The organism is Limnobaculum eriocheiris, from assembly GCF_021010575.1.
GTDB classification, from domain to species: Bacteria; Pseudomonadota; Gammaproteobacteria; order Enterobacterales; family Enterobacteriaceae; genus Limnobaculum; species Limnobaculum eriocheiris.
Genome location: NZ_JAJNAG010000046.1, coordinates 1 through 26,679, shown reverse-complemented (window position 1 = coordinate 26,679; position 26,679 = coordinate 1). Strand labels below are relative to the sequence as shown.

23 protein-coding genes and 1 pseudogene are annotated in these 26,679 nt (G+C 46.3%); 15 read left to right on the top strand and 9 right to left on the bottom strand.

Annotated elements, in window-relative coordinates; translation table 11 throughout:
• Window positions 1-267: 267 nt before the first annotated feature.
• The 7 genes from fur to ybfF all read right to left on the bottom strand — a co-directional run bounded on the left by fur (window position 268) and on the right by ybfF (window position 6,834).
• Entirely contained in the window at window positions 268-714 is a 447-nt protein-coding gene (gene fur / locus LPW36_RS14940; RefSeq protein ID WP_140918054.1) for a ferric iron uptake transcriptional regulator, read from the bottom strand.
• Between the two features lie 180 nt (window positions 715-894).
• On the bottom strand, window positions 895-1,944 hold the full coding sequence (locus LPW36_RS14935; RefSeq protein WP_230610926.1) for a CobW family GTP-binding protein: 1,050 nt from the start codon (window positions 1,942-1,944) through the stop codon (window positions 895-897).
• Between the two features lie 81 nt (window positions 1,945-2,025).
• Window positions 2,026-2,220: a YbdD/YjiX family protein gene (locus LPW36_RS14930; protein ID WP_230610924.1), complete on the bottom strand. Its 195-nt coding sequence runs from the start codon at window positions 2,218-2,220 to the stop codon at window positions 2,026-2,028.
• A 93-nt stretch (window positions 2,221-2,313) separates the two neighbouring features.
• On the bottom strand, window positions 2,314-4,380 hold the full coding sequence (locus LPW36_RS14925; protein ID WP_230610922.1) for a carbon starvation CstA family protein: 2,067 nt from the start codon (window positions 4,378-4,380) through the stop codon (window positions 2,314-2,316).
• Between the two features lie 590 nt (window positions 4,381-4,970).
• Window positions 4,971-5,486 (bottom strand): flavodoxin FldA, encoded by a 516-nt coding sequence (gene fldA / locus LPW36_RS14920; RefSeq protein ID WP_230610920.1) that lies wholly within the window; start codon window positions 5,484-5,486, stop codon window positions 4,971-4,973.
• Window positions 5,487-5,625: 139 nt separating this feature from the next.
• Entirely contained in the window at window positions 5,626-5,898 is a 273-nt protein-coding gene (ybfE, locus tag LPW36_RS14915; protein WP_230610918.1) for a LexA regulated protein, read from the bottom strand.
• A gap of 186 nt (window positions 5,899-6,084) precedes the next feature.
• On the bottom strand, window positions 6,085-6,834 hold the full coding sequence (ybfF, locus tag LPW36_RS14910; protein WP_230610916.1) for an esterase: 750 nt from the start codon (window positions 6,832-6,834) through the stop codon (window positions 6,085-6,087).
• A gap of 97 nt (window positions 6,835-6,931) precedes the next feature.
• Here ybfF and seqA point away from each other — a divergent pair, with 97 nt between their 5' ends.
• Together seqA and pgm are read left to right on the top strand one after the other, a co-directional pair.
• Window positions 6,932-7,453, top strand: a complete 522-nt coding sequence (gene seqA / locus LPW36_RS14905; protein WP_230610914.1) for a replication initiation negative regulator SeqA — start codon at window positions 6,932-6,934, stop codon at window positions 7,451-7,453.
• Window positions 7,454-7,480: 27 nt separating this feature from the next.
• Window positions 7,481-9,124, top strand: coding sequence for a phosphoglucomutase (alpha-D-glucose-1,6-bisphosphate-dependent) (pgm, locus tag LPW36_RS14900; protein WP_230610912.1), 1,644 nt, complete (start codon window positions 7,481-7,483; stop codon window positions 9,122-9,124).
• Window positions 9,125-9,229: 105 nt separating this feature from the next.
• Here the strand turns inward: pgm and LPW36_RS14895 are convergent, their stop codons facing one another.
• The gene (locus tag LPW36_RS14895) at window positions 9,230-9,658 is read right to left on the bottom strand and encodes an EamA family transporter (protein ID WP_230610909.1); all 429 of its coding nucleotides are present in this window, start codon (window positions 9,656-9,658) and stop codon (window positions 9,230-9,232) included.
• A 207-nt stretch (window positions 9,659-9,865) separates the two neighbouring features.
• Here LPW36_RS14895 and LPW36_RS14890 point away from each other — a divergent pair, with 207 nt between their 5' ends.
• The 9 genes and pseudogenes from LPW36_RS14890 (at window position 9,866) to nei (ending at window position 17,316) form a co-directional block, all read left to right on the top strand.
• Window positions 9,866-10,033: a hypothetical protein gene (locus LPW36_RS14890; RefSeq protein WP_230610907.1), complete on the top strand. Its 168-nt coding sequence runs from the start codon at window positions 9,866-9,868 to the stop codon at window positions 10,031-10,033.
• Between the two features lie 14 nt (window positions 10,034-10,047).
• Window positions 10,048-10,404 carry a hypothetical protein gene (locus LPW36_RS14885; RefSeq protein ID WP_230610905.1) on the top strand — a complete coding sequence of 119 codons (357 nt, stop codon included), beginning with the start codon at window positions 10,048-10,050 and terminating at the stop codon, window positions 10,402-10,404.
• 122 nt (window positions 10,405-10,526) lie between these two features.
• Complete coding sequence (locus LPW36_RS14880; RefSeq protein WP_230610928.1) at window positions 10,527-10,727, top strand: YbfA family protein; 201 nt, start codon at window positions 10,527-10,529, stop codon at window positions 10,725-10,727.
• 337 nt (window positions 10,728-11,064) lie between these two features.
• Window positions 11,065-11,193: pseudogene (locus LPW36_RS14875) on the top strand (DNA-binding response regulator); the annotation flags it as partial.
• A gap of 104 nt (window positions 11,194-11,297) precedes the next feature.
• Window positions 11,298-12,329, top strand: a complete 1,032-nt coding sequence (locus tag LPW36_RS14870) for an ABC transporter substrate-binding protein (RefSeq protein ID WP_230610903.1) — start codon at window positions 11,298-11,300, stop codon at window positions 12,327-12,329.
• Window positions 12,330-12,394: 65 nt separating this feature from the next.
• On the top strand, window positions 12,395-14,473 hold the full coding sequence (locus tag LPW36_RS14865; RefSeq protein ID WP_230610901.1) for an ABC transporter permease: 2,079 nt from the start codon (window positions 12,395-12,397) through the stop codon (window positions 14,471-14,473).
• A 22-nt stretch (window positions 14,474-14,495) separates the two neighbouring features.
• Window positions 14,496-15,554, top strand: a complete 1,059-nt coding sequence (gene fbpC / locus LPW36_RS14860) for a ferric ABC transporter ATP-binding protein (protein ID WP_230610899.1) — start codon at window positions 14,496-14,498, stop codon at window positions 15,552-15,554.
• A gap of 141 nt (window positions 15,555-15,695) precedes the next feature.
• Window positions 15,696-16,454, top strand: a complete 759-nt coding sequence (locus LPW36_RS14855) for a Nif3-like dinuclear metal center hexameric protein (RefSeq protein WP_230610897.1) — start codon at window positions 15,696-15,698, stop codon at window positions 16,452-16,454.
• 70 nt (window positions 16,455-16,524) lie between these two features.
• The gene (gene nei, locus LPW36_RS14850; RefSeq protein WP_230610895.1) at window positions 16,525-17,316 is read left to right on the top strand and encodes an endonuclease VIII; all 792 of its coding nucleotides are present in this window, start codon (window positions 16,525-16,527) and stop codon (window positions 17,314-17,316) included.
• A gap of 868 nt (window positions 17,317-18,184) precedes the next feature.
• Here nei and LPW36_RS14845 read toward each other — a convergent pair.
• Window positions 18,185-19,486 carry a citrate synthase gene (locus LPW36_RS14845; protein ID WP_230610893.1) on the bottom strand — a complete coding sequence of 434 codons (1,302 nt, stop codon included), beginning with the start codon at window positions 19,484-19,486 and terminating at the stop codon, window positions 18,185-18,187.
• A gap of 682 nt (window positions 19,487-20,168) precedes the next feature.
• Here LPW36_RS14845 and sucA point away from each other — a divergent pair.
• The 4 genes from sucA (at window position 20,169) to sucD (ending at window position 26,521) form a co-directional block, all read left to right on the top strand.
• Window positions 20,169-22,979, top strand: a complete 2,811-nt coding sequence (sucA, locus tag LPW36_RS14840; RefSeq protein ID WP_230610890.1) for a 2-oxoglutarate dehydrogenase E1 component — start codon at window positions 20,169-20,171, stop codon at window positions 22,977-22,979.
• Between the two features lie 13 nt (window positions 22,980-22,992).
• Window positions 22,993-24,222, top strand: a complete 1,230-nt coding sequence (gene odhB, locus LPW36_RS14835) for a 2-oxoglutarate dehydrogenase complex dihydrolipoyllysine-residue succinyltransferase (RefSeq protein ID WP_230610888.1) — start codon at window positions 22,993-22,995, stop codon at window positions 24,220-24,222.
• A 221-nt stretch (window positions 24,223-24,443) separates the two neighbouring features.
• Complete coding sequence (gene sucC, locus LPW36_RS14830; RefSeq protein ID WP_230610886.1) at window positions 24,444-25,616, top strand: ADP-forming succinate--CoA ligase subunit beta; 1,173 nt, start codon at window positions 24,444-24,446, stop codon at window positions 25,614-25,616.
• Window positions 25,616-26,521, top strand: coding sequence for a succinate--CoA ligase subunit alpha (gene sucD / locus LPW36_RS14825; protein ID WP_130591772.1), 906 nt, complete (start codon window positions 25,616-25,618; stop codon window positions 26,519-26,521). The genes sucC and sucD overlap by 1 nt, the downstream gene beginning before the upstream one ends.
• The last annotated feature ends 158 nt before the right edge of the window (window positions 26,522-26,679 follow it).

Sequence of the window (26,679 nt, the reverse complement as noted above, 5' to 3'; positions counted from 1 at the left end):
TTGCGACACTCTCCGCTAATTTTAAGACGAACAGTACTCAGTACTGTTCTTAATCATCTCGCCAAAACCTACCAGAGTATGGTGTTGGTTTATTAGCGCTGATTTTGTGGGGATCCCTCAGCGCATTTGTGGTGTTTATTTTGTTAGGCTTTCCGCTATTTAAATATAAACATGGAATAAAGTGTAATGACTGCGGAGCGTTTACCCAAAAATAATGCCAGCAGTGTTAGTTGCTGGCATATTCAAACCTAAAGTTACAATGGTAACTTATTTGGGATCGTGCAATGTCTCGTCTTTACGACAATCACCCGAGCTGCATTTACCATACAGATATAAGCTATGGTTGGTTAACTTGATATTGTATCTCTCTGAAATTTCACGCTGACGTTGTTCAATAAATTCATCGCTAAATTCAATAACTCGTCCACAATCCAGACAAATTAAGTGATCGTGGTGATGTTTTTGCGTCAATTCAAATACTGATTTACCGCCTTCAAAACTATGGCGGGTTACGATGCCAGCATCATCAAATTGGTTCAGTACACGATATACGGTAGCCAGACCAATCTCTTCGCCCATATCAATCAGTCTTTTATATAAATCTTCCGCGCTAACGTGATGGTTATCTGGCTCCTGAAGTATTTCCAGAATCTTAAGCCGTGGGAGCGTAACTTTCAGTCCAGCCTTCTTCAGTGCGATATTATTATCAGTCATGCAGATTTGTTCCTAAATTCGGGGCGCCGTGAATCGCTAGCGAATGATTAACATAATTATAATATACCATTATAGAGCCAGACGTATGAAATGAAAACCTCAGGGAGTCGGTTCAAATTCGATAGAATCGATAGGCAGAATCCTAATTCTGACAATATTCAACCGTTACCCGATATGTTATTAGCTAACGGTGTTTGAAACTGCCGTAGCTAAAAATTCATTTCTTAATGCCTCAACCGGTAAATTACGCCCAATAATAACTAACAGCGTTTTACGGGGTTCTTCTTCAGTCCATTCAGTTCCGTAATCAAAACCAACAACCCGGTGAATACCCTGAACGATCAGGCGGCGAGGTTCACCCTCAATGGCCAGAATACCTTTATAGCGTAGCATGTTATTGCCATATTTTTCGATGGCAGTTTCCATAAATGCGCCAATAAGCTTGATATCCACCTCTCCGGTTTCAAAAACCTGCGAAGTTATATCATCATTCCAGGAGCGAGCGAGGGGCTTTGCGGTTTGATTTAAAGGGCGAAAGTTTGTTGGCGCCTGAGCAGGCGCGGTGGAAGCAACAAAGGTTCCATTAAGATCAAAAGAGTCATCCAGATTAAATGCCTGAATGCCGATCCAGGCCGCTTTCTCCAGCTTGCCGTGTTGAGCCTCGCATACCAACGCTCTGGCGTTGATGTTACGCAGCCGCTCCAGTAGCAGCGTTTTTGCTTCGCGATCGATGCGATCTAATTTGGTTAAAATCAGTCTGTCAGCAAAACCGACCTGAGAAACGGCAACCCGATGCTCGGTTAGCTGCTTCTGCGCGTGTTCGCTGTCTACCAAAGTAATAATGGCATCTAACTGAAGGCGTTCACGCAGAACGTCATCAACAAAGAAGGTTTGGATTACCGGGGCTGGATCGGCTAATCCGGTCGTCTCTAACAGGAGGCGGTAAAAATTAAGCTGACCGGCATCCCGCTGCGCCAGCAGGCTTTTTAAGGCTTCAGTCAGTTCTCCGCGAACGCTGCAACATACGCAACCGTTGGTTAATTCAATAACCTCAATACCACTATGTTGTCCTAATAGTCCGCCGTCTACACCAACTGCACCAAATTCGTTTTCAATGATAGCGATGCGTTCGCCGGGGTAGTTTTCCAGCAGATGGTTAATGAGAGTGGTTTTGCCTGCGCCGAGAAAACCGGTCAATACCGTTACCGGTAGCTGAAGTGGGGTGGTCATAACATATGCCTTTTTTGCTTTAACCTTACGCATTATTGCGTTGGTTAAATATCTTGTGTGTCACAAAATCAGAGTTAATGTTTAGCAGCAGGAACCCTTACCGCTACCGTAGCGGGCTTGCTGACGCTCACGAAAGAACTCTTCATAAGTCATCGCTTCCTGATCCGGATGGGTAATACGCATATGCTGAACATAGTTATCATAATCAGGGACGCCCACCATCAGACGAGCCGCCTGACCAAGATAGCGGCCAACTTTTGCTAAATCTTCAAACATAAGTGACTTCCCTTAATCAGGATGGCAGTAACAGGGAATCAATAACCTGATACTGCCATCTTTTTACTATTAATGTCTATTCAACATCAGAGATTACTTTGCCGTTGCTGATTCAGGCATTGGCTGATAAGGAACCTCATTTGCAGTTGGAACCGGGTTCGAGCGTGCTTTAAATGCAGTTCGTAAACCAAACACCACGACACTAATCATGACTAACATAAACATTATAGTCAGACCTGCGTCCAGCTGGTTGTTAAATATCAGCGTACTCATTTGATCCAGAGACTTAGCCGGAGCCAAAATCTGTCCCTGATCCAGAGATGCCTGATACTTCTTAGCCAGCGCCAGGAAACCAACGCGTGGGTTAGCATCAAACACTTTTTGCCAGCCGGCGGTCAGAGTACAGACTAACAGGAAGATAGTTGGTACAACGGCAACCCAGGCATATCTTTCGCGCTTCATTTTGAACAGCACTACGGCACACAGGGTAAGCGCAATGGCTGCCAGCATTTGGTTAGCAATACCAAACAGAGGCCATAGCGTATTGATACCGCCCAGTGGGTCAACCACGCCCTGATACAGGAAGTAACCCCATGCTGCAACGCATAATCCCGTTGCCGTAATGTTGGCAACAAAAGAGTCAGTACGCTTCATTGATGGAACGAAAGTACCCATTAAATCTTGCAGCATAAAGCGGCCTGCACGGGTACCGGCATCAACGGCGGTCAGGATAAACAGTGCTTCAAACAGAATGGCAAAGTGATACCAGAAGGCCATCATGGTTGGGCCAGTCAACTGACTCAGAATATGTGCCATACCAACAGCCAGAGTAGGGGCACCACCTGCGCGCGATACAATGGTGGTTTCACCAACGTCTTTTGCGTATTGGACCAGTACTTCAGGCGTTACGGTAAAGCCCCATGAGCTGACAACGCTGGCGGCTGATTCAACGGTTGGACCAAGAATAGCCAGAGGACTGTTCATAGCGAAGTACACACCCGGGTCGATAACCGAGGCAGCGATTAACGCCATAATGGCAACGAATGATTCCATTAACATACCGCCGTAACCGATAAAGCGGGCATGGGTTTCATTCTCCAGCATTTTAGGTGTGGTACCGGAAGAGATCAGCGCGTGGAAGCCAGAAATCGCACCACAGGCAATAGTAATAAACAGGAATGGGAACAGATTGCCCGCCCAAACCGGACCCGTTCCATCAATAAACTGAGTGGTCGCCGGCATTTCCAGACTAGGGGCAATGATGACAATACCAATAGCCAGACCAACGATGGTACCAATTTTCAGGAAGGTCGACAGGTAGTCGCGTGGCGCCAACAGCAACCATACCGGCAGAACAGAAGCGATACCGCCGTAAATAATCAGTGCCCAGGTCAGCTGTACGCCATCCAGAGTGAAGATCGGTGCCAGGCTTTCGCTTTTAGCGACTTCGCCACCGTAGATAATAGCCAGCATCAGTAAAATGAAACCAATAACGGAGATTTCACCGATTTTCCCCGGACGAATATAGCGAGTATAAACCCCCATAAACAATGCGATAGGAATGGTTACACCAACGGTAAAGGCACCCCACGGGCTGTTAATCAGTGCTTTAACCACGATTAATGCCAGTACTGCCAGAATGATGATCATGATCATAAAGGCGCCAAACAGGGCAATAATACCCGGTACGGTACCCAGTTCACCTTTCACCAGATCGCCCAAAGAACGGCCATCGCGGCGGGTGGAAACAAACAGAACCATAAAGTCCTGAACGGCACCGGCAAGAACTACCCCCGCCAGAATCCAGATCATACCCGGCAGATACCCCATCTGTGCTGCCAGTACCGGACCAACTAAAGGTCCTGCGCCGGCAATAGCGGCAAAATGGTGACCATAAAGGACGTATTTGTTGGTAGGAACATAATCCAGACCATCATTATGACGATAGGCTGGTGTCATTCGGGTAGAATCAAGGCTCAGAACTTTATTCGCAATAAATTTACTGTAATAACGATAGGCGATCAGATATACCGATACGGCAACCACAACGATCCAAAGTGCGTTAACTTTTTCACCATTGTTTAAGGCAATGATGGCGAGCCCACAGGCGCCAAGAATAGCGACAGCGAACCATATAATATAGGACGCTATGCTGCGCATAAGCGTTCCTCCTCTTTATTAGAAGATAAATATTAAATAGGGAATTATTATCGGGCACCCTAAAAAAGACATTTATATGATGAATCAATAAAGTCAATATAAGCATTGTGATTAGACAATGCAGGGCTCTATTTTAAATAATATGGCGTATCAGTTTATCCCCTCTTTTTATTATGGTTATGTGTTGCATATAACCTTATTTCGTTATATTTCAGTATTCGTTGCATGAGATATTTTATGTTTATATCAATGAGTTAGAGATAAATTTGGGTGTATATAAATGGTGTCATCAAATATTTTTATCTCTGATGATGACAAGCATAATTATAGTAATGGATATGTGAAGTTTTCCAATCCATTTAACAAATTGAGTTTGCACTCGATCACAGGTTGATGAAATATTTATTTTAATATGTGATTTATATCTACATTAATTTTGTGCAAGTTGATTTTATTTAATTATTAGTCAGTTAATTTTATGGTGGGACATAATAACCACCGGTAAATTTTGGTGGCTATTATGTATTTGATTATTCAGTAATATGTATGACTTATTTTATTAAGTCATACAAAACAGCGATGACACAAAATTAAGCAAGATTCATTTCAGCAGAGATCTGTTTAACCCAGGCAGAAACGCGTTCGGCGGTTAATTCTGGCTGACGATCTTCATCAATCGCTAAACCAATAAAGTGTTTGTCATCGGCTAAACCTTTAGAGGCTTCAAAATGATAACCGGCAGTTGGCCAGTTGCCTACAATGGTTGCACCATGAGGTTCAATAATATCGCGAACGGTACCCATTGCGTCGCAGAAGTACTCAGCATAGTCTTCCTGATCGCCACAGCCAAAAATAGCCACCAGCTTACCTTCAAAGTCGATCTCTTCCAGCGTAGGGAAGAAGTCATCCCAATCGCACTGAGCTTCGCCGTAATACCAGGTTGGAATACCTAACAGCAGCGTATCAAAACGCTCAATATCTTCTTTACTGCTTTTCGCAATGTCGTGAATTTCTGCGACATCTTTACCAAGCTGTTTTTGAATCATTTTGGCAATGTTTTCAGTATTGCCAGTGTCGCTACCAAAGAAAATACCTACGGTTGCCATAACGAGTTACACCTTTAATAAATATTAATACGTCGTATTCAATAATATACCATTGTTGATGCTGGTTGGCATCGTTAATCTGTGCTGTGTAGCGCAAGGGCCGGATGGCAAATCATCGATTTTATGACGGTCTGATACGCTATTTCTTATTCTCATTTAACAACAAAATTTCGATTAATTCGCTGCGGTTGATTCCTTGCCGATCGGCCAACTGATCCAGAACATCAACCGCATCCTGCGATAGTTTCAATTCCACACGCTTCAACCCACGAACCCTGTCACGTCGTAGCTGATTGCGTTTATTAATGCGTAATTGTTGATCGCGGGATAGCATGCTGGTTTTAGGACGGCCCGGACGGCGCTCATCAGCGAAAAGATCCAGCGTGGTACGATCTAATTGTTCTTTTGCCATAAAATCAGAATACGAAACCAGATAAAAATAAGTTTAATCATTCAGTTTAGGTGACAGCGGTTGTTACAGCAAAATTCACTTCCTGCAATGTCACGTCGCCGCGGATGATAACGCAGTAGAATCAGTCAGCCAATGGCTAACCTTGTTAATTCGGCAAATAATTACCTTTCTAACCTTCAGTTATCTTCATCCCTGCAAAAATTTACGCACAATACGAATAACCTGTTGTGGCTTTTCTGCATGAACCCAGTGACCGCTACCGGCTACAACATAGGCCCGGGCGGATGGAAACTGGCGCGCAATGGCCTGACGATAACTGTCCTGAATATAAGGAGAAAGTTCACCCCGAATAAAGATCATCGGATGCTCCCAGGCCGGAACCTCATGCCAACCAATAATGTCCGCATAGCGTTGTTGCAGCACCGGAACATTGAAGCGCCATTCGCCCTGATGAAAAGATTTCAACAGAAACTGAATAACCCCTTCATGTAAGCCCTGAGTCCGCATAATTTCTGCTGCTTCGCTTCTCTGGTTAACGCCTGATTGCGTTACGGCATTCAGAGCAGCAAAAACATCATCATAATGATTTTGCTGATAAGCGACAGGGGCGATATCAATAACAACTAACCGGGAAATTCGTTCAGGCGCAATTTCCGTCAGTTTCATTGCTACTTTGCCTCCCATAGAGTGGCCAATCAGAATGATTTGCCGCATGTTGAGTTCATCAAGTAAAGCCAGCACATCTTCAGCCATCGCCCGATAACTCATTTCATCGCTGCGGGGCGATAATCCATGATTGCGCAGATCAATTTGTAGGGTTTGATAATCCTGCTGAAGGTCGCGGGCCAGTATGCCAAGATTATCCAGGCTGCCAAACAGGCCGTGTATCAGCACGATGGTTTGACCATTTCCCTGAAGGCGGTAGTTTAATTTCATCACAATTGTCACATATTGGGTTGCTTTGCGTTAGAGTATCATGAGATGAACTTGTATAATTCCCCACGAATAACTAGCAAAGAATTATAGGACAAAGATGAAAACTATCGAAGTTGATGAAGCGCTTTATCGTTATATTGCCAGCCACACATTACATATTGGCGAAAGCGCTTCTGAAATTTTACGTCGGATGCTTAATTTATCTCCGGCAGTGGCCGCTTCAGAACAGGAAGCAGAAACCGTCATCCCGGTAGCGGTAACTGTACAGGCCGATCGTGTTCATGATGTTCAAGAATTACTTGATTCCGGAAAGCTGATGGCTCAGAAGAAGGCCGTGGATCGTTTTTTACTGATATTGTCTACGCTATATCGTGTCGACCGAACCAGTTTTGCTGAAGCAACTGAATTATTGCATGGTCGTACCCGCGTCTATTTCTCTCATTCACAGCAAACACTGTTAAAAAATGGCAGACATACTAAACCGAAAAACATACCGGATACGCCATATTGGGTGATTACGAATACCAATACTGAACGTAAGCGCAGTATGGTTGAACAGATTATGTTATCAATGCAGTTTTCGGCTGAACTGACGGCCGCTATCTGCCTAACTATTTAATGTCTACTGAACTTCAGGGAGAGTGTGATGGGTAACCATTTAAGAGCAGGGCAATTAGCCCGTCAAAGCGATCTGATAAATGTTTCGCAGTTGGTTTCTGAATATTATGTTCTGCAACCAGACAGCAGTAATCCTGCGCACTCAGTGAAGTTTGGGACTTCCGGACATCGCGGTAGCGCCTGCCGTCAGAGTTTTAATGAAGCGCATATCTTAGCCATTGCGCAGGCAATCGCAGAAAATAGGGCGGCTAACGGTATTACCGGGCCTTGTTATGTGGGTAAAGATACCCATGGTTTATCTGAACCCGCTTTTGTTTCAGTACTGGAAGTATTAACTGCCAACGGTATTGATGTGATAGTGCAGCAAAATAATGGCTTTACTCCAACACCGGCTATTTCCCACGCTATTCTCTGTTATAACCGTACAGGAAAAGCGCAGGCCGACGGTGTTGTTATTACGCCATCACATAACCCGCCTGAAGATGGCGGTATCAAATATAACCCGCCAAACGGTGGACCAGCGGATACCAATCTCACTCAGTGGATTGAAAACCGGGCTAATGAACTGCTGAAAAATGGTTTGCAGGGCATTAAGCGCCAAACGTTGACGGCTGCGAATAACAGCGGCCATATTCACGCTCAGGATTTGATTCAACCCTATGTTGAACAGCTGGTGCACGTTGTCGATATGCCAGCCATTCAGAATGCCGGATTGGCCATTGGCGTTGACCCACTGGGGGGCGCCGGTATTGAGTACTGGCAGCGTATCGCCGATGTATACAAACTTAATCTGAAACTGGTTAATGACGCGATAGATCCTTCTTTCCGTTTTATGCACCTTGACCATGATGGTGCCATTCGTATGGATTGCTCATCGGAATATGCGATGGCGGGACTGTTAGCGCTTCGGGACAAGTTTGACTTAGCTTTTGCTAATGATCCTGACTATGACCGCCACGGTATTGTGACACCGAAAGGATTAATGAATCCTAACCACTACCTGGCCGTTGCTATTAACTATCTGTATCAGCACCGCCCACAGTGGAGTAAGGATATGGGGGTTGGTAAAACACTGGTTTCCAGCGCGATGATTGACCGGGTGGTTGCCAGTATCGATCGCAAACTGGTTGAAGTACCGGTTGGCTTTAAGTGGTTTGTTGATGGGTTATTTGACGGTACGCTGGGTTTTGGCGGCGAAGAGAGTGCGGGCGCCTCTTTCCTGCGTTTTGATGGTAAGCCCTGGTCAACGGATAAAGATGGCATCATTATGTGCCTGTTAGCGGCTGAAATTACGGCGGTAACCGGTAAAAATCCACAGGACCATTACGAGCAATTAGCGCAACGTTTTGGTGCTCCTAGCTATAACCGTATTCAGGCACCGGCAACCCACGCTCAAAAAGCCATTCTTTCACGCCTGTCTCCGGAAATGGTGACTGCCGATACGCTGGCGGGTGACAAGATTACAGCACGACTGACAAAAGCACCGGGTAATGGCGCTTCAATTGGCGGTCTGAAGATCATGACCGATAACGGCTGGTTTGCCGCGCGCCCTTCCGGAACTGAAGAAGCTTACAAAATCTATTGTGAAAGCTTCCTTGGTAAAGAGCACCGCGAAAAGATTGAGCGTGAAGCGGTCGACATTGTCAGTGAGGTTTTAGCAAAAGCGGAATAATTAAAGCCTGACAGAATGGCTGAAAAAGGGCGCGATAAATTAATTACCGCGTCCTTTTTGCTATCTGATAATCAGATATTACAGCGGAAGTTATTATGTTGGCTGCTATCCCAGCGCGACCAGCAGCGCTCCGACAGAAATTAACCCAATTCCGATACCGGTATATAATGTGACCTTCTCACCAAACAGGATCACCGCCAGAATAACGGCAAATACCACACTGAGTTTATCTATCGGCGCAACCTGAGAGACGGTGCCATTCTTAATCGCCATAAAATAGAACAGCCATGATAGGGCACCCGCAATACCGCTAAGTACAATAAAAAAGAGCGCTTTGCGATCGGCCATAATTTCACCAATCATCTCCAGTTTTCCCTGAACAACCACGACACCAATCAGAAACAGCGCCATAACAATGGAACGGATAGCGGTTGCAGTATTGGCATCCAAATGTTGTAAACCGATTTTGCCAAAAATTGCCACCAGCGCGGCGGTGATGGCCGATAACAGAGCGTAGATTAGCCAGGTACTCATTATTAATCCTTCAATTTCATACGGAGCAGGCGGAAATAGTTGGGAGATATTACGATTAATTCTCAATAACACACAAGCTTCTGAACAATAAAACCAATGCCGATTACCATTATCTGAATGTGTTACGCAATTTTGTTAACCGTCTCTGGTGAAGCGTAAATTAGCGCATTATGTTACTCGTACCAGTAAATGACATCGGAGATTGTTATGGATAAGGAACAGGACATGAATCATCAAATGCGGTTTATTCAGCATCATTTTTACCAGAGCTTACACCATTCTGCATTACAGGCTGCGCTGAAAGGGATGGATGATATTAGCGCTTCCAGAGTCGTGTTACAGAAAAAGTTACGGAGTCGGGTTATTAAGCGATAACCGGGAGAGTCATCATGTCTCAGGGATACCAATTGCATTTTACCCATCAGTTTATCGATATGCTGACCGAGGCTGTCAATCAATCAACGATGAACGTTCACTGGATGCAGCGTTATGTACTGCCCGGTATTGCCCGATATCCCTGTCAGGGGCGTCTGTTGCTTAATCGCCTGGCAACCAACAGTGATAATCAGCGGTTAAGGTGGCAGTTGGCGAGGCGCTTTAATTGTAATGAGCTGAGAGAGTGGAGTGAAAATGGCTGGTTGATTATCTATTTGAATAAATTACCACAGGTTTATTTTTTAGCGTTGATTCCGTTACCTGTAACAGGGAGTAATAACATGGAAGAAGTCTGGCAGACGGCAAATTAATAGCTAACTAATCGGACTAGTTGAAAGTGTAGCTATTATCGCGTAATATAAATGACAGTTAATCGGTGATTTTTCACCACGGGTAATTTGCTGTCACTAAATAAGGGGAGGGGCAAATAATGATGTATCAGAGGTATCCACTCTACCGTATTTTATTACGCCGCACTGGTGTGGTGTTATTAACCATTATCACGCTGCCGTTTATGGTATTTCGTAGTGATAAAAGCCGTTATTACAGCTATTTACATCGAGTGTGGAGTAAAACCAGCACTAAGCCCGTCTGGCTGTCACTGGCTGAGAGAGCACCTAAAGATTTTTATTAAATCAAGCTGGTAACTATCTTATTATTGAAATAATGCCCTGATAAACTATCGGGGCATTATTTTTTCATCGCTCATCTAAATTATTTTCTGCTGAGGCAGGTTTCTTTATTGGATGTGAAAAATCATTTCAGGTATTGAAATACAAAATCTTTTGATCGAAGGTTGTGATAAAAAATTAAAATAAAACACATTTAAATCAGGTGACTCGTTTCACTATTGGATTAAGGGAGAGAACAGCAATAAAATTATTCACCACCTTAACACTTTTGATTTTCAGAGTTTGCTATCGTGAAGAATAATGAACATTATCTCCCTATTTCACTCCGACCATGCAGATATGATTAATATTGCTCTGATTGATGACCATATTGTAGTGCGTTCCGGATTTGCACAACTGCTCTCACTGGAAGAGGACACTCGCATTGTTGGTGAATACAATTCCGCGGCACAGGTGTGGCGAAGAATGATTTTAATGTTTCGGCATCCCGTACTACCGAAACACCTTAGTAAACCAAAATGACAAGTTGTATGGCTATTTCGTCATCTGAAAACAACACAAGGATCTACATAATGAAAAAAAGTACCCTGTCTGTTCTTATTGCAACTGGTCTGGCCGTAGCGACTCTGGCTACTGGTGCTATGGCTAAAGGTCGTCTGGTAATTTATTGCAGTGCCATGAACTCTATGTGTGAAGAAGAGGCTAAGGCGTTTGGCGAAAAATATGATGTAAAAACCTCTTTTATTCGTAACGGTTCCGGCAGTACGCTGGCGAAAATCGAAGCGGAAAAGAAGAACCCTCAGGCAGATGTTTGGTATGGCGGTACAATGGATCCTCATTCACAAGCGGGTGAAATGGACCTTTTACAACCGTATAAATCGCCAAATCTGGAACAACTGATGCCGCAGTTCCGCGATCCGGCCACCCGCAAAGGTAATTACTCTTCGGCCATCTATATCGGTATTCTCGGCTATGGTGTAAATACCGATCGCCTGAAAGAGAAAAACCTGCCGGAACCAAAATGCTGGAGCGACTTGACCAATCCTGCCTATAAAGGCGAGATTCAGGTTGCCGATCCGCAAAGTTCCGGTACTGCTTATACCGCACTGGCAACATTCACCCAACTATGGGGTGAGGATAAAGCCTTTGATTACCTGAAACAGCTGAATAACAATATTTCACAATACACCAAATCCGGTATTGCTCCGGCGCGTAACGCTGCACGCGGTGAAGCCACTATTGGTATTGGTTTCCTCCACGACTATGCTTTGGAAATTGAGAAGGGTGCACCCATTAAACTGGTAGCCCCTTGTGAAGGTACCGGTTATGAAATTGGTGGCGTCAGTATTATCAAAAATGCCCGTAACCTGGAAAACGCCAAACTGTTCGTTGACTGGTCTCTGTCTAAAGAGGCTCAGGAACTGTCATGGAAGAAAGGGCAGTCTTATCAGATCCTGACTAACCTGACGGCGGCTCCTGCACCAAACTCACTAAAATTAAGCGAACTGAACCTTATCAAATATGACATGGATAAGTATGGTGCTTCAGATATGCGTAAAACGCTGATCTCGAAGTGGCTGAATGAAGTGAAAATGGGGCAATAAACCTCATTACGTCTTAATGGCTGTAGCAGCGGCTACAGCCTTTTCACCGCTACTGAGGTCGTGTTATGTCACAATCGCTAACTCTGCACGCTCGTCGTGTATGGGATCCCATATTCTATTGGTTGCTGCTGATAGTCGCCTCTTTTGCGCTATTACCGGCGTACACGCTGGATTATGGTCTGTTTGAATCAACATCTGATGAACTTTTGGCCAGTTATGCCTGGTACGGTAACGGCATCGGTTGGTTATGGTTTTTATCACCATTGTTGTTGTTTATTCGTCCAGTCTCACCGTTATCTCAGGCGCATCGGGGCCGTCATCTGTTTGATGCGGGCTATGCGCTGTTTTGCGTTCTGTTAACCGTAGCCACTTCCTGGTGGACACAGCAAGGGTTAGGCTGGGCCACGGTACCGCTATTTTTTGCACTGGGTGCCATCATTACCTTAGCCTGTGTGCGTATGGAGTGGATGGGGGGCGATCGCTTTGTGATGGGCTCGCTGGTGGCCATCGTAGCACTGATTACCGTATTTATACTGTTTCCGAGCATCGCTATTTTTGTACCGATGTTCAAAGATGATAGTGGTGCTTTTGCACCGTTAAACTTTATTCAATTACTGACGCAGTCCCATACGGTAGAAGTGATTATCAACTCTATCGGACTGGCCGCCGCCGTTGGTGCGGGTTGTACTTTCTTTGGTCTGGTGTGTGCTATTTACACCACGCGTATTGCCAAACGCTCTGCCTTTGTCAGTCGTATCTTCTCTATTTTACCTATTGTTACTCCGCCGTTTGTGGTTGGGCTGGGAGTTACCCTGATGATGGGGCGCTCCGGCTATGTGACCAACTGGATGGTGACTTATATGGGGCTGGAGAATACCAACTGGTTGTATGGATTTACCGGGATTTGGATTGCACAGGTACTGGCGTTTACCCCAATGTCATTTATGATTCTTGATGGTGCCATCAAGACCATTCACCCATCGTTAGAGGAAGCGTCTTACACGCTGCGTGCTAACCGTTATCAAACCTTTTATCGGGTATTTTTACCACTGCTGAAACCCGCGCTGGCAAACTCATTCCTGATTGTTATTGTGCAGTCACTGGCGGACTTTAGTAACCCGTTAGTTCTGGGGGGTAACTTCGACGTACTGGCAACGCAGATTTACTTCTATATTACCGGTGCTCAGTTGGATTATCCGGCAGCCAGTACTCTTGGTGCTATCTTGCTGCTGTTCTCCCTGTTTGTTTTTTGCATTCAGTACATGTGGATTGGTAAACGTTCTTACGTCACCATTTCCGGGAAGTTCTCCCGTGGTGATGTACAGCCGCTGCCGCCAACGCTGCAATGGGGAATTTCTCTGACGTTGTACCTGTGGATTGCTTTTAACGTTCTGTTATACGGTAGCATTTTTTACGGTAGCTTTACGGTTAACTGGGGTGTGGATTACACGCTGACGCTGGAGAACTTCGTTAAGCTGTTTGGACAAGGCTTCAGTGACGGCGCATGGCCATCATTAATTGATACCCTGATTTTCGCCGGTGTTGCTGCGCCAATTACTGCCTTCTTTGGCTTGCTGATTGCCTATATTGTGGTGCGCCAGCAGTTCCACGGTAAGAAGACCATCGAGTTTATTACCATGCTGTGTTTTGCCGTGCCGGGAACCGTTGCAGGTGTCTCCTATATTCTGGCTTTTAATAGTGCGCCAGTTTATCTGACGGGAACTGCCGTGATTGTCATTATCTCGATGGTGATGCGTAACGTTCCGGTTGGTATCCGTGCCGGTATTGCCGGGCTGGGGCAGTTGGATAAATCACTGGATGAAGCCTCCCTTAGCCTGCGGGCCGGGTCACTGCGTACCATTATCTATATTCTGCTGCCGCTATTACGTCCGGCGATTTTGTCGGCGCTGATATATAGCTTTGTACGCGCCATGACAACCGTTAGCGCCATCATTTTCCTGGTCACACCGGATACCCGGGTAGCAACGTCCTACATTCTTAACCGGGTCGAGGATGGTGAATACGGGATTGCTATTGCCTATGGTTCTATTTTGATTGTGGTTATGTTGGCTATCATCCTGATATTTGACTATCTGGTTGGTGAAGCCCGCATCGCTCGTTCAAAAGCCAAGAACGCCGATTAATCACGGAATGGATACATTGAATATGACCAATCAACAGTCTAAAACCAACTTTGTAGAACTGAAGAACATCAATAAGAGCTTTGGTAAGAACACCGTGATTGATGAGCTAAACCTGTCAATTCCGCAGGGAAATCTGGTAACACTGCTCGGGCCTTCCGGTTGTGGTAAAACCACCATTCTTCGTCTGGTGGCCGGATTGGAAAAGCCAACGGCAGGGCAGATCCTTATCGACGGTGAAGATGTGACGGACAGAGCCATTCAGCAGCGGGACATTTGTATGGTGTTCCAGTCTTATGCGCTATTCCCTCATTTATCGTTGGGGGACAATATTGGCTATGGACTGAAAATGCTGCGTTTGCCTGCGGATGAAATTCGCCAGCGGGTTAAAGAAGCATTGACGCTGGTCGATCTGGAAGGGTTTGAGGATCGCTTTGTTGATCAGATCTCCGGTGGTCAGCAACAGCGTGTCGCTTTAGCCCGGGCGCTGATTCTCAAACCTAAAGTGCTGCTATTTGATGAACCGCTAAGTAACCTTGATGCCAACCTGCGCCGCAGTATGCGGGATAAAATTCGGGAACTTCAGCAACAGTTCAATATTACCTCGTTGTATGTAACCCATGACCAGAGCGAAGCTTTTGCCGTATCGGATACCGTGCTGGTCATGAATAAAGGTAAGATTATGCAGCTTGGAGAGCCAAAGCAGCTTTATCGTCAACCCGCTTCGCGCTTTATGGCTAACTTTATGGGCGATGCCAACATTTTTCCGGCAACTCTGATGGCAGAAGGCGTAGATGTGTTTGGCTATGTAGTCCCGAAACCAAAAGAGTTTGGTCAGGCGACCGGTAATTACACCCTGGGTGTCAGACCGGAAGCGATTGCGCTGGTGAGAGAAGGGCTGGACAGCCAAAAGTGCCAGGTGGTGAGCGTGGCCTATATGGGGCCGCAGTATGAGGTCACGGTTAACTGGCACGGGCAAACGCTATTATTACAGGTAAATGCAACACAGCTTGAACCCTCCGCCGGCGACCATTACTATCTGCATATTCACCCTCACGGTATGTTTATCCTGCCGGAGGAGTGATTTTCCAAGATTATCTGTTCAGGCCCTGCGGGGCCTGAATAATTTTCAGCGCATTAAAATCGTTTAAAAACGGATATACTTTGGAAAATCATACGGGGCTATTGCTGCCGGTAAAATTATTTTTGCTTTAAGGAGGTCATTATGCTGAACAGAGAATTAGAACGATTACTGAACGATGAGCTAAAAATCAGACAGTTTCGCGATTATGCCCCGAATGGATTGCAGGTAGAAGGGCGTGCTCAGGTTAAGCGCATAGTGACCGGAGTGACCGCCTGTCAGGCATTACTGGATGCGGCCGTTGAACTTAACGCCGATACCGTGCTGGTTCACCATGGTTATTTCTGGAAAAATGATGAGCCGGTGATTACCGGTATGATGCATAAACGCATAAAGACTTTACTGAAACACGATATTAACCTGTTTGGTTATCATCTTCCGCTGGATGGTCACTCAACACTAGGCAATAACGCATTACTGGGTGAGGTATTAGGTTTTCATCACACCAGTTCGTTAGATCCCCTGAGCCCTGATTGTCTCATCTGGCAGTGTAAATTGGATACCCCAATGACCAGCAGTGAGCTGACTGAACGAATCACCCATCGTTTAGGTCGTAAGCCCCTGCATTGTGGTGATAATGCGCCGACTGAAATTCGTCGCATAGCCTGGTGTACCGGTGGTGCTCAGGACTATATTAAGCAGGCGACAGAACACGGGTTTGATGCCTATATTACCGGCGAAGTTTCTGAGCGCACTATCCACATCGCCAGAGAGATGGGTATTCATTTTTATTCGGCGGGTCATCACGCGACTGAACGTTACGGCATTAAAGCCCTTGGTGAGTGGCTGGCAGAGCAGCACCAATTGGATGTGACCTTTATTGATATTGATAACCCGGTTTAAGCAATATCAGGCATAGGTTAACGATGCTCTGCACTATTTATGCAGGGCATCTTTGTTTTGAGGAGTAGATATGCCGGAAGGACCTGAAATTCGTCGGGCAGCAGACAAATTGGTAGAGGCGGTTGAAGGTAAAGTGCTGACTTCCGCCTGGTTTGCTTTTCCTGAGTTAAAAGTATTTGAACAGCAATTAACAGGACAGACGGTGACTGCGATTGAAACCAGAGGAAAAGCGTTATTAACCCATTTTTCCTCTGGCTTGTGTATGTACAGCCATAATCAGCTATACGGTATATGGAAAGTGACAGAACCGGGCAAACGGCCTGAAACTAAACGTGACTTGCGGGTAGCACTGGAAACCGCCGATAAAGCCATTTTACTGTACAGCGCTTCAGACATTGAACTGGCTCCGCTTGAGATTATTCTTCAGCATCCATTTTTACAGCGTATTGGCCCTGACGTATTGGATATGAAGTTAACCGAAGCCGATATTCAAACTCGTCTGTTGAATAAAGCCTTTCGTCGCAGGCAACTGGGCGGTATGTTACTGGATCAGACTTTTCTTGCCGGATTAGGTAATTATCTGCGTACGGAAATTCTGTGGGCGGCGGAACTTCTTCCCCACCATAAACCGGAATCACTCTCCGAATTACAGCTGGATAAGCTGGCACATGCCCTGATATCCATTCCACGACTTTCTTATCAGACACGGGGAGAGATGAATCCTGACCATCATCACGGAGCGCTGTTTAAGTTTCATGTGTTTGCCAGAGAAGGCAAGGCATGTGAGAGATGCGGTACGATAATTCAGAAAACAATGTTGTCGTCGAGGCCGTTTTATTATTGTGGTGGATGTCAGGAGTGATGGGGTTATACCCGAAAAGCTATTTATGTAGCCAGGTGTAACCATAGATGTGGTAGGTAGAACCGAATAGGGTATTGAGAAAGTTTCGTCCGCTAATGATGTCGAGTCTGGTTTTATTATCGTGCGGCGGCCGAGCAGAGGGCATTAGGGCGAATGCCCTCTGCACTCCCGCGCCTTCGCACACGAATCCAGGTCGCCTGACGGCGACTACCCTCCGCCTTCGTTCGGGCTTACGCACCGGCACTGATTCGGTTTATTCGCCTCATCCATGAGGCTCACCCCTACGGGGCCAGCACGCTGTGCTGTTCAAAGTTGCTCCTGCAATTTTGTCCGGCGAAGCAGTGCCTCGCCAAACATCCATGTTTGGCGTGCTACCCTCTCTCAGTTGTCGGCTGAATTCCAGTGCTCTTAAAGGTCAAAAGAAACAGGTCGAAAGATTGTTTAGTATTCAGGGCGTTGTCTTGAGTCTTTTTTTGTTTTTAGATCTTTTAATTGAAATTAATCGGAGGGAGAGGGTGCCGTGGGGGTCGACTTGGCGTCAGCCAACGACAAACAGGCAAAGCCTGTTTGAACAGCGCTAGCGCTGGCCCGAAGGGCAAAACACCGAAGGTGTTTTGTAACAGCCCGTAGGCAGCCTAGGCCCGACGCACTCTGTAGCTGAGTACAGATTGTTTACCGACCATTATCGGTGCCGATATAAGCACAGTGTTTTTACGACCGGAATATTCTCAGAACCAGATTATGCAAACGTACCCACTAATCCTGAGTCAATGGTCTTTCGATCAAAAACAACATAGCCCCAAACAAAAACCCCAAGGAATGGAATTACCTCGGGGTTTTCAATCCAACTAAAAAGTCTTAAAAAACGTTACGACTTATCCTGACGCTTAGGAATCTGAGAGTGGAACTCTCTCTCGGTGTAACCGTTATACAACTGACGCGGACGGGCAATACGGATGCCGTCAGTGTACATTTCGTTCCAGTGAGCAATCCAACCAATGGTACGGGCGATAGCAAAGATCACGGTAAACATACTGGTCGGGATACCAATGGCTTTCAGAATAATACCGGAGTAGAAATCGACGTTCGGATACAGTTTCTTCTCGATAAAGTACGGATCGTTCAGAGCGATGTGCTCCAGCTCCATAGCGATATCTAACAGTTCATCGCTAAGGTTCAGCTCTTTCAGCACTTCATGGCAGCTTTCACGCATTACGGTAGCGCGAGGATCGTGGTTTTTATACACACGGTGACCAAAGCCCATCAGACGGAAAGGATCGTCTTTATTTTTTGCTCTCTCAATAAACTCAGGGATACGATCAACGCTGCCGATCTCTTCTAACATCTTCAGACAGGCTTCGTTAGCACCACCATGCGCAGGCCCCCACAGAGAAGCGATACCCGCAGCGATACAGGCAAATGGGTTAGCGCCGGATGAACCTGCGGTTCTCACCGTTGATGTTGATGCGTTTTGTTCATGGTCCGCGTGCAGAATCAAAATACGGTCCATAGCTCGTTCAATAACCGGATTTACCACATACTCTTCGCATGGCGTAGCAAACATCATATGCAGGAAGTTACCGGCATAAGAAAGATCGTTACGCGGATAAATAAATGGCTGACCAACAGAGTACTTGTAACACATGGCCGCGACGGTTGGCATTTTGGATAACAGACGGAACGCTGTGATTTCACGGTGGCGCTCATTATGTACATCCAGCGAGTCATGATAGAAAGCAGCCAGCGCACCGGTTACCCCACAAAGTACCGCCATAGGGTGAGAGTCACGACGAAAACCCTGGAACAAACGGGTGATTTGCTCGTGAATCATAGTATGACGCGTCACAATCTCTTTAAAGGTAGCAAACTGTTCTGGCGTTGGCGTCTCGCCATACATCAGAATGTAGCAAACCTCTAAATAAGTTGAATTTTTTGCCAACTGGGCAATAGGATAACCACGGTGTAAAAGAACGCCTTCATTACCATCAATAAAGGTGATTTGTGATTCACAGGACGCGGTGGATAGGTAACCCGGATCATAGGTAAACAGTCCTTTTGAACCCAATGTTCTTACGTCTAAAACGTCTTCGCCCAGGGTACCTGATAATATGGGTAGCTCAATACTTCTGCCATCATCAAAGACTAACGTCGCTTTTTTTTCTACAGCCATGATTGTCTCCATAATTAATTCAGGTTAAGGGATTTCTGGCAATTTATTCGCGGTGAAACCGTTGATTGCCTTTCCTATAAACAACTTGCTAATACAGTTGCATAAATTTAGACCATCGTGAAGAGTAATTTTACTTTTTTTTTACAATTTAATGTTATGTTAGCATTTATTTAACATATTAAATGATGCCTTTCACATAAACTTATTGTTTTTAATGGTTTTTTTATGATTGTGATCGTTGTCACTATTTGGGTAAATTGTTATCAATCTGTTTTTATTTGAATTGTATTTGTAAAATGAGGCTTCTATACTCATGGACACTTCCCGGGCGGGGTGTGCAACCTTTAGTCAGAAAAAGTAGGTTGTACCTCGTTAGTTGGATATCGGGCAAAGAGTGCTTTTTTGAACATAACAATTGATATCACAAAGGGTTATGTTCAGAGAAATAATCTGTTTTAATAGGAAGGCGTGGTTGTCATGAAGTGTCAAATTTCATTGCAGCACGTGCTAATAGTAAGCAGCAATAATTGTTTTATCAGTGCTGGATAAAAGCGGATCGAACAACTCTCTTTTAACAGTTCATTAAAATAAGCTTGTAAGCTTTTAGTAACAACCTGTTATAGAAGAGAGTGGCGGGTTCATGTCGCAACACATACTGAAGCATGAAGCTTAAGAGGTCATAATGCAGAACGGCGCAATAAAGACTTGGTTAGACTCATCCTATCTTGCTGGTGCAAACCAGTCTTACATAGAGCAGCTCTACGAGGATTATCTGACGGATCCTGATTCTATCGACGAGAGCTGGAGAAAAATTTTTGATAAACTGCCTACTGATGTATTAAGCCCGGATCAATTCCATTCAACCACCCGTGACTATTTCCGTCGGCTAGCGAAAGATGCTAAACGTTATACCTCTAACGTTAGTGACCCGGAGAATGATGCTAAACAAGTTAAAGTCTTACAGCTTATCAACGCATTCCGTTTCCGTGGTCATCAGAATGCCAATCTTGACCCGATTAAACTACGTTATAAAGAGCCAGTGCTTGAGCTTGACCCTGCCTACCATAATTTAACCGAAGAAGATATGCAGGAAACCTTTAACGTTGGCTCCTTTGCCATCGGTAAAGAGACCATGAAGCTCAGTGACCTTTATCAGGCTCTGAAACAAACTTATTGTGACTCTATCGGTGCAGAGTACATGCACATTACTAACACAGAAGAAAAACGCTGGATTCAACAGCGTCTCGAATCTGTTGTGGGGCGCGGTACTTACAATAAAGAAGAAAAGAAATGTTTTCTGCAAGAGCTGACCGCAGCAGAAGGGCTGGAGCGTTATCTGGGTGCTAAATACCCGGGCGCCAAGCGTTTCTCACTGGAAGGTGGCGATGCACTGATTCCAATGTTAAAAGAGATGGTGCGCCACGCCGCCAGAAATGATGCCAAAGAAGTGGTACTGGGCATGGCTCACCGTGGTCGTCTTAACGTCCTGATTAACCTGCTGGGTAAACGCCCGGGGGATCTGTTTGATGAATTTGCCGGTATCCATAAAGAGCATCTTGGTACCGGTGATGTGAAATACCATCAGGGTTTCTCATCGGATTTCGAAACCGAAGGTAACCGGGTTCACCTGACGCTGGCATTTAACCCGTCGCATCTGGAAATTGTTAGCCCGGTGGTTATCGGCTCTGTTCGCGCCCGTCGCGATCGGCTGAATGCCACAGGCAGCAGCAATCAGGTTCTGCCAATTACCATCCACGGTGACGCGGCAGTGATTGGACAGGGGATTGTACAGGAAACGCTGAATATGTCCCAGGTTCGCGCCTATGAAGTCGGTGGAACCGTGCGTATTGTGATTAACAACCAAATTGGCTTTACCACCTCATTCCCGCAGGATGTACGTTCAACAGAATACTGTACCGACATCGCGAAGATGATTCAGGCGCCGATTTTCCACGTTAATGCTGACGATCCTGAGGCGGTGGCGTTTGTCACACGTCTGGCACTGGATTACCGCAATACCTTTAAGCGTGATGTGATGATCGATCTGCTGTGTTATCGCCGTCATGGTCATAACGAAGCGGATGAGCCAAGTGCGACCCAACCAATGATGTACACCAAAATCAGAAAACAGCCTACACCGCGTAAAGTGTATGCCGATCGTCTGATTGAAAATAATGTGGTTACCGCTGAAGAAGTCACCGAGATGGTGAACCTCTATCGTGATGCGCTGGACCGGGGTGAGTGTGTGGTTGAAGAATGGCGTCCATTAAGCACCCATTCTATGACCTGGGCGCCTTATCTGAATCATGAATGGGATGAAGAGTATGCCAATACCGTTGAAGTGAAACGTTTACAGGATCTGGCTCGTCGTATCAGCCAGGTTCCTGAAAGCGTTGAACTGCATCCCCGGGTTGCCAAAATTTATGAAGATCGTGCCCTGATGGCAGAAGGCGAAAAGCCATTTGACTGGGGCTCAGCAGAAAACCTGGCTTATGCAACTCTGGTTGATGAGAGTACGCCGGTACGTATTTCTGGTGAAGACTCTGGCCGCGGCACCTTCTTCCATCGCCATGCGGTAGTACATAATCAAAAAGATGGCTCCTACTATATTCCTTTGGCTAATATCCATAACGGTCAGAGCGAATTTCAGGTATGGGACTCGGTGTTGAGTGAGGCTGGCGTTCTGGCGTTCGAATATGGTTATGCCAGTGCAGATCCTCGCACTCTGACTATTTGGGAAGCGCAGTTTGGTGATTTCGCCAATGGTGCTCAAGTGGTTATTGACCAGTTCATCAGCTCCGGTGAACAGAAATGGGGCCGTATGTGCGGTCTGGTGATGTTGCTGCCGCACGGATATGAAGGTCAGGGCCCTGAGCACTCCTCCGCGCGACTGGAGCGTTACCTGCAACTTTGCGCTGAACAAAATATTCAGGTTTGTATTCCTTCCACTCCGGCTCAGGTTTATCACATGTTACGCCGTCAGGCGCTGCGCGGTATGCGTCGTCCGCTGGTAGTGATGTCACCGAAGTCGTTGCTGCGTCATCCACTGGCGATCTCTTCGCTGGATGAGCTGGCAAATGGTTCGTTCCAACCGGCTATTGGTGAAATAGATAATCTGAATCCGAAGCAGGTTAAACGCGTGGTAATGTGTTCTGGTAAGGTTTATTTCGACCTGCTGGAGCAGCGCCGGGCGAGTGGAAAAAGCGATGTGGCGATCATTCGTATCGAACAGCTGTATCCATTCCCTCATCAGGCTATGCAAAATGCTTTACGCGATTATGCCCACGTCAAAGATTTTATCTGGTGTCAGGAAGAGCCATTAAATCAGGGGGCCTGGTACTGTAGCCAGCATAATATTCGTGATGTGATCCCTGAAGGTACAACGCTGAAGTATGCCGGACGCCCTGCATCTGCTTCTCCGGCAGTGGGCTATATGTCCGTGCATCAGGAACAGCAAAAGAAACTGGTTGAAGACGCGCTTAACGTAAAATGAATAAGGATAAATAATGAGTAACATAGACATTCTCGTTCCAGACCTTCCTGAATCCGTTGCTGATGCCACTGTTGCGACGTGGCACAAAAAACCAGGCGACAGCGTTGAGCGTGATGAAGTACTGGTTGAGATTGAAACAGATAAGGTTGTTCTGGAAGTACCTGCTCTGGAATCCGGTGTGCTTGATACCATCGTTGAAGAAGAGGGGGCTACCGTCACCTCTCGTCAAATGCTGGGGCGTTTGCGTCCGGGAGATATTACCGGTCAACAGGTTACCGCGACACCACAGGCGACAGAAGCTACCCCGGCCCAGCGTCAGACAGCCAGTCTGGAAGAGGGCAGTAATGATGCGCTGAGTCCGGCAGTTCGCCGCCTGATTGCCGAGCATGGTCTGGATGCTAACAGCATTAAAGGTTCCGGTGTGGGTGGTCGTATCAGCCGTGAAGATGTCACCCTGCATATCGCCCAACAGAAAGCCGGTGCTGCTAAACCAGCGGCTGTTGTTGAAGCGAAGAAAGTGGAAACCAGCGCAGCCTTGTCGCACCGCAGTGAAAAACGCGTGCCAATGACCCGTTTACGTAAGCGCATTGCGGAACGCCTGCTGGAAGCGAAAAACAATACCGCTATGTTGACCACGTTCAACGAAGTGAATATGAAACCTATTATGGACCTGCGTAAGCAGTACGGTGATGATTTTGAAAAACGTCACGGTGTACGTTTAGGTTTTATGTCCTTCTATCTGAAAGCAGTGGTTGAAGCACTGAAGCGCTTCCCTGAAGTCAACGCCTCTATTGACGGTGAAGATGTGGTGTATCACAACTACTTCGACATCAGTATCGCAGTATCAACTCCGCGCGGTCTGGTTACTCCGGTACTGCGTGATGTTGACTCGCTGGGTATGGCTGATATTGAGAAAAGTATTAAGGATCTCGCGGTTAAAGGCCGTGATGGTAAGCTGACCGTAGAAGACTTAACCGGAGGTAATTTCACCATTACTAACGGCGGTGTTTTCGGGTCATTAATGTCTACACCAATTATTAACCCTCCTCAGAGTGCTATTTTAGGTATGCACGCTATCAAAGATCGCCCTATGGCGGTTAATGGTCAGGTTGTGATTTTACCAATGATGTACTTAGCCCTCTCTTATGACCATCGTCTGATTGATGGTCGTGAGTCGGTGAGTTTCCTGGTGGCAATCAAAGATATGCTGGAAGATCCTACTCGTCTGCTGTTAGACGTTTAGGTCTTATACCGGTTTAAGCGTTAGTTGACACATATGTAGCCACGGGATCTGTGGCTACATAGCTACACTAAGTTAAGGGCGATAGGTACCTATTCTCTGAAGTGTAATGAGAGTACATATCAGAATGAGTGTGTTTTCGAACTTAGTATTCGCCCAGCAAGCGGTATCTTTAGTGTCGAGAGGCGCAGTTCTTTAATCCCTACAAGAATGGATAGAACATCATGAACCTACATGAGTATCAGGCAAAACAGCTTTTTGCTCGGTATCGCTTACCGGTACCAACAGGCTATGCCTGTAGCACGGCACAGGAAACGGTCGAAGCAGCAGAAAAGATCGGTCAGGGTCCTTGGGTAGTTAAGTGTCAGGTACATACCGGCGGTCGCGGCAAGTCCGGTGGTGTAAAGCTGGCTAAGACAAAAGAAGAAGTTCGTGAGTTTGCCGACCGTTGGTTAGGCCAGCGTCTGGCAACTTATCAAACGGATGCTGCGGGTTTACCGGTTAACCAAATTCTGGTTGAAACGGCGACAGATATTGCTCGCGAGCTCTATTTAGGTGCGGTTATCGATCGTAGTTCTCGTCGCGTAGTTTTCATGGCTTCAACGGAAGGTGGTGTTGAAATCGAGAAAGTTGCGGAAGAGACCCCTCATCTGATCCACAAAATGGTGCTGGACCCATTAACCGGCCCGATGCCTTATCAGGGCAGAGAGCTGGCATTTAAACTGGGTTTAAGCGGTAAACAGGTTAATCAATTTACCAATATTTTTGTTGGGTTAGGTAATCTGTTCCTGCAATGCGACCTGTCTCTGGTGGAGATTAACCCTCTGGTGGTTACCGGTTCCGGCGAACTAATCTGTCTGGATGGTAAACTGGATGTGGATAGCAATGCGCTTTACCGTCAACCAGAGCTGCGTGAAATGCGCGATCCAAGCCAGGAAGATGAGCGCGAAGCGCATGCAGCGGAGTGGGAGTTAAACTACGTTGCACTGGACGGTAATATTGGCTGTATGGTCAATGGTGCTGGCCTGGCAATGGGCACTATGGATATCGTTAAACTTCACGGTGGCGAACCGGCTAACTTCCTTGATGTAGGCGGTGGCGCGACCAAAGAACGCGTTAGCGAAGCATTTAAAATCATTCTGTCAGATGAGAAAGTGAAAGCGGTATTCGTTAATATCTTTGGCGGTATTGTTCGCTGCGATCTGATTGCAGACGGTATTATCAGCGCCGTTGAAGACGTTGGCGTTAACGTACCGGTGGTTGTTCGTCTGGAAGGTAATAATGCTGAACTGGGTGTTAAAAAACTCAGCGCCAGTGGCCTGAATATTATTGGCGCCGCCAGCCTGACCGATGCCGCTCAGCGCGTGGTTAGCGTAGCCGCCGGGGAGGTTAGATAATGTCTATTCTGATTGATAAAGATACCAAAGTCATTTGTCAGGGTTTTACCGGCAGTCAGGGCACATTCCATTCTGAACAGGCATTGGAATACGGTACTAAGCTGGTTGGCGGTGTGACCCCGGGTAAAGGCGGCACCACCCATTTAGGCTTACCGGTATTTAATACCGTGCGCGAAGCGGTTGAAGCTACAGGCGCGACCGCATCCGTCATCTATGTACCAGCGCCATTCTGCAAAGACTCTATTCTTGAAGCCGCTGAAGCTGGCATTAAGCTGATCATTTGCATTACCGAAGGTATTCCGGTTCTGGATATGCTGACGGTAAAAGTCAAAGTCGATCAGTTAGGTGTACGGATGATCGGCCCTAACTGTCCGGGTGTGATTACCCCGGGAGCCTGTAAGATTGGCATTATGCCGGGTCATATTCATAAGCCAGGTAATGTGGGTATTGTATCCCGTTCCGGTACATTGACGTATGAAGCGGTGAAGCAAACTACCGATGCAGGCTTTGGTCAGTCGAGCTGTGTCGGTATTGGTGGCGATCCAATTCCAGGGTCTAACTTTATTGATATTCTGAAGCTGTTTGAGCAAGACCCACAAACTGAAGCTATTGTCATGATTGGCGAGATTGGTGGATCGGCTGAAGAAGAAGCAGCGCACTATATCAAGCATCATGTGACCAAGCCGGTTATTGGCTATATTGCAGGCGTAACCGCTCCTAAAGGTAAGCGTATGGGGCATGCCGGTGCTATTATTGCTGGTGGTAAGGGTACTGCTGATGAGAAATTTGCTGCTCTGGAGGCCGCAGGCGTTCGTACTGTGCGCAGTCTGGCAGATATTGGCGAAGCGGTTAAAGCTTCGCTGGGAGCTCATGCAGCAAAAAAGATCTCTGCTGAAGTGAACTGATCGTAAAGCCACTTGAGCTTCAGTTTGTAAAAAAAGCCCGCATTCGCGCTGAGGAATCCCCAGTAATGAGCAGGTAAAAAAAGACAGGCATAGAGTTTTGTGATCTACTGATTGTGCTATCAATTCAATGAGATCACCTCTATGCCTGTTTACCAAGT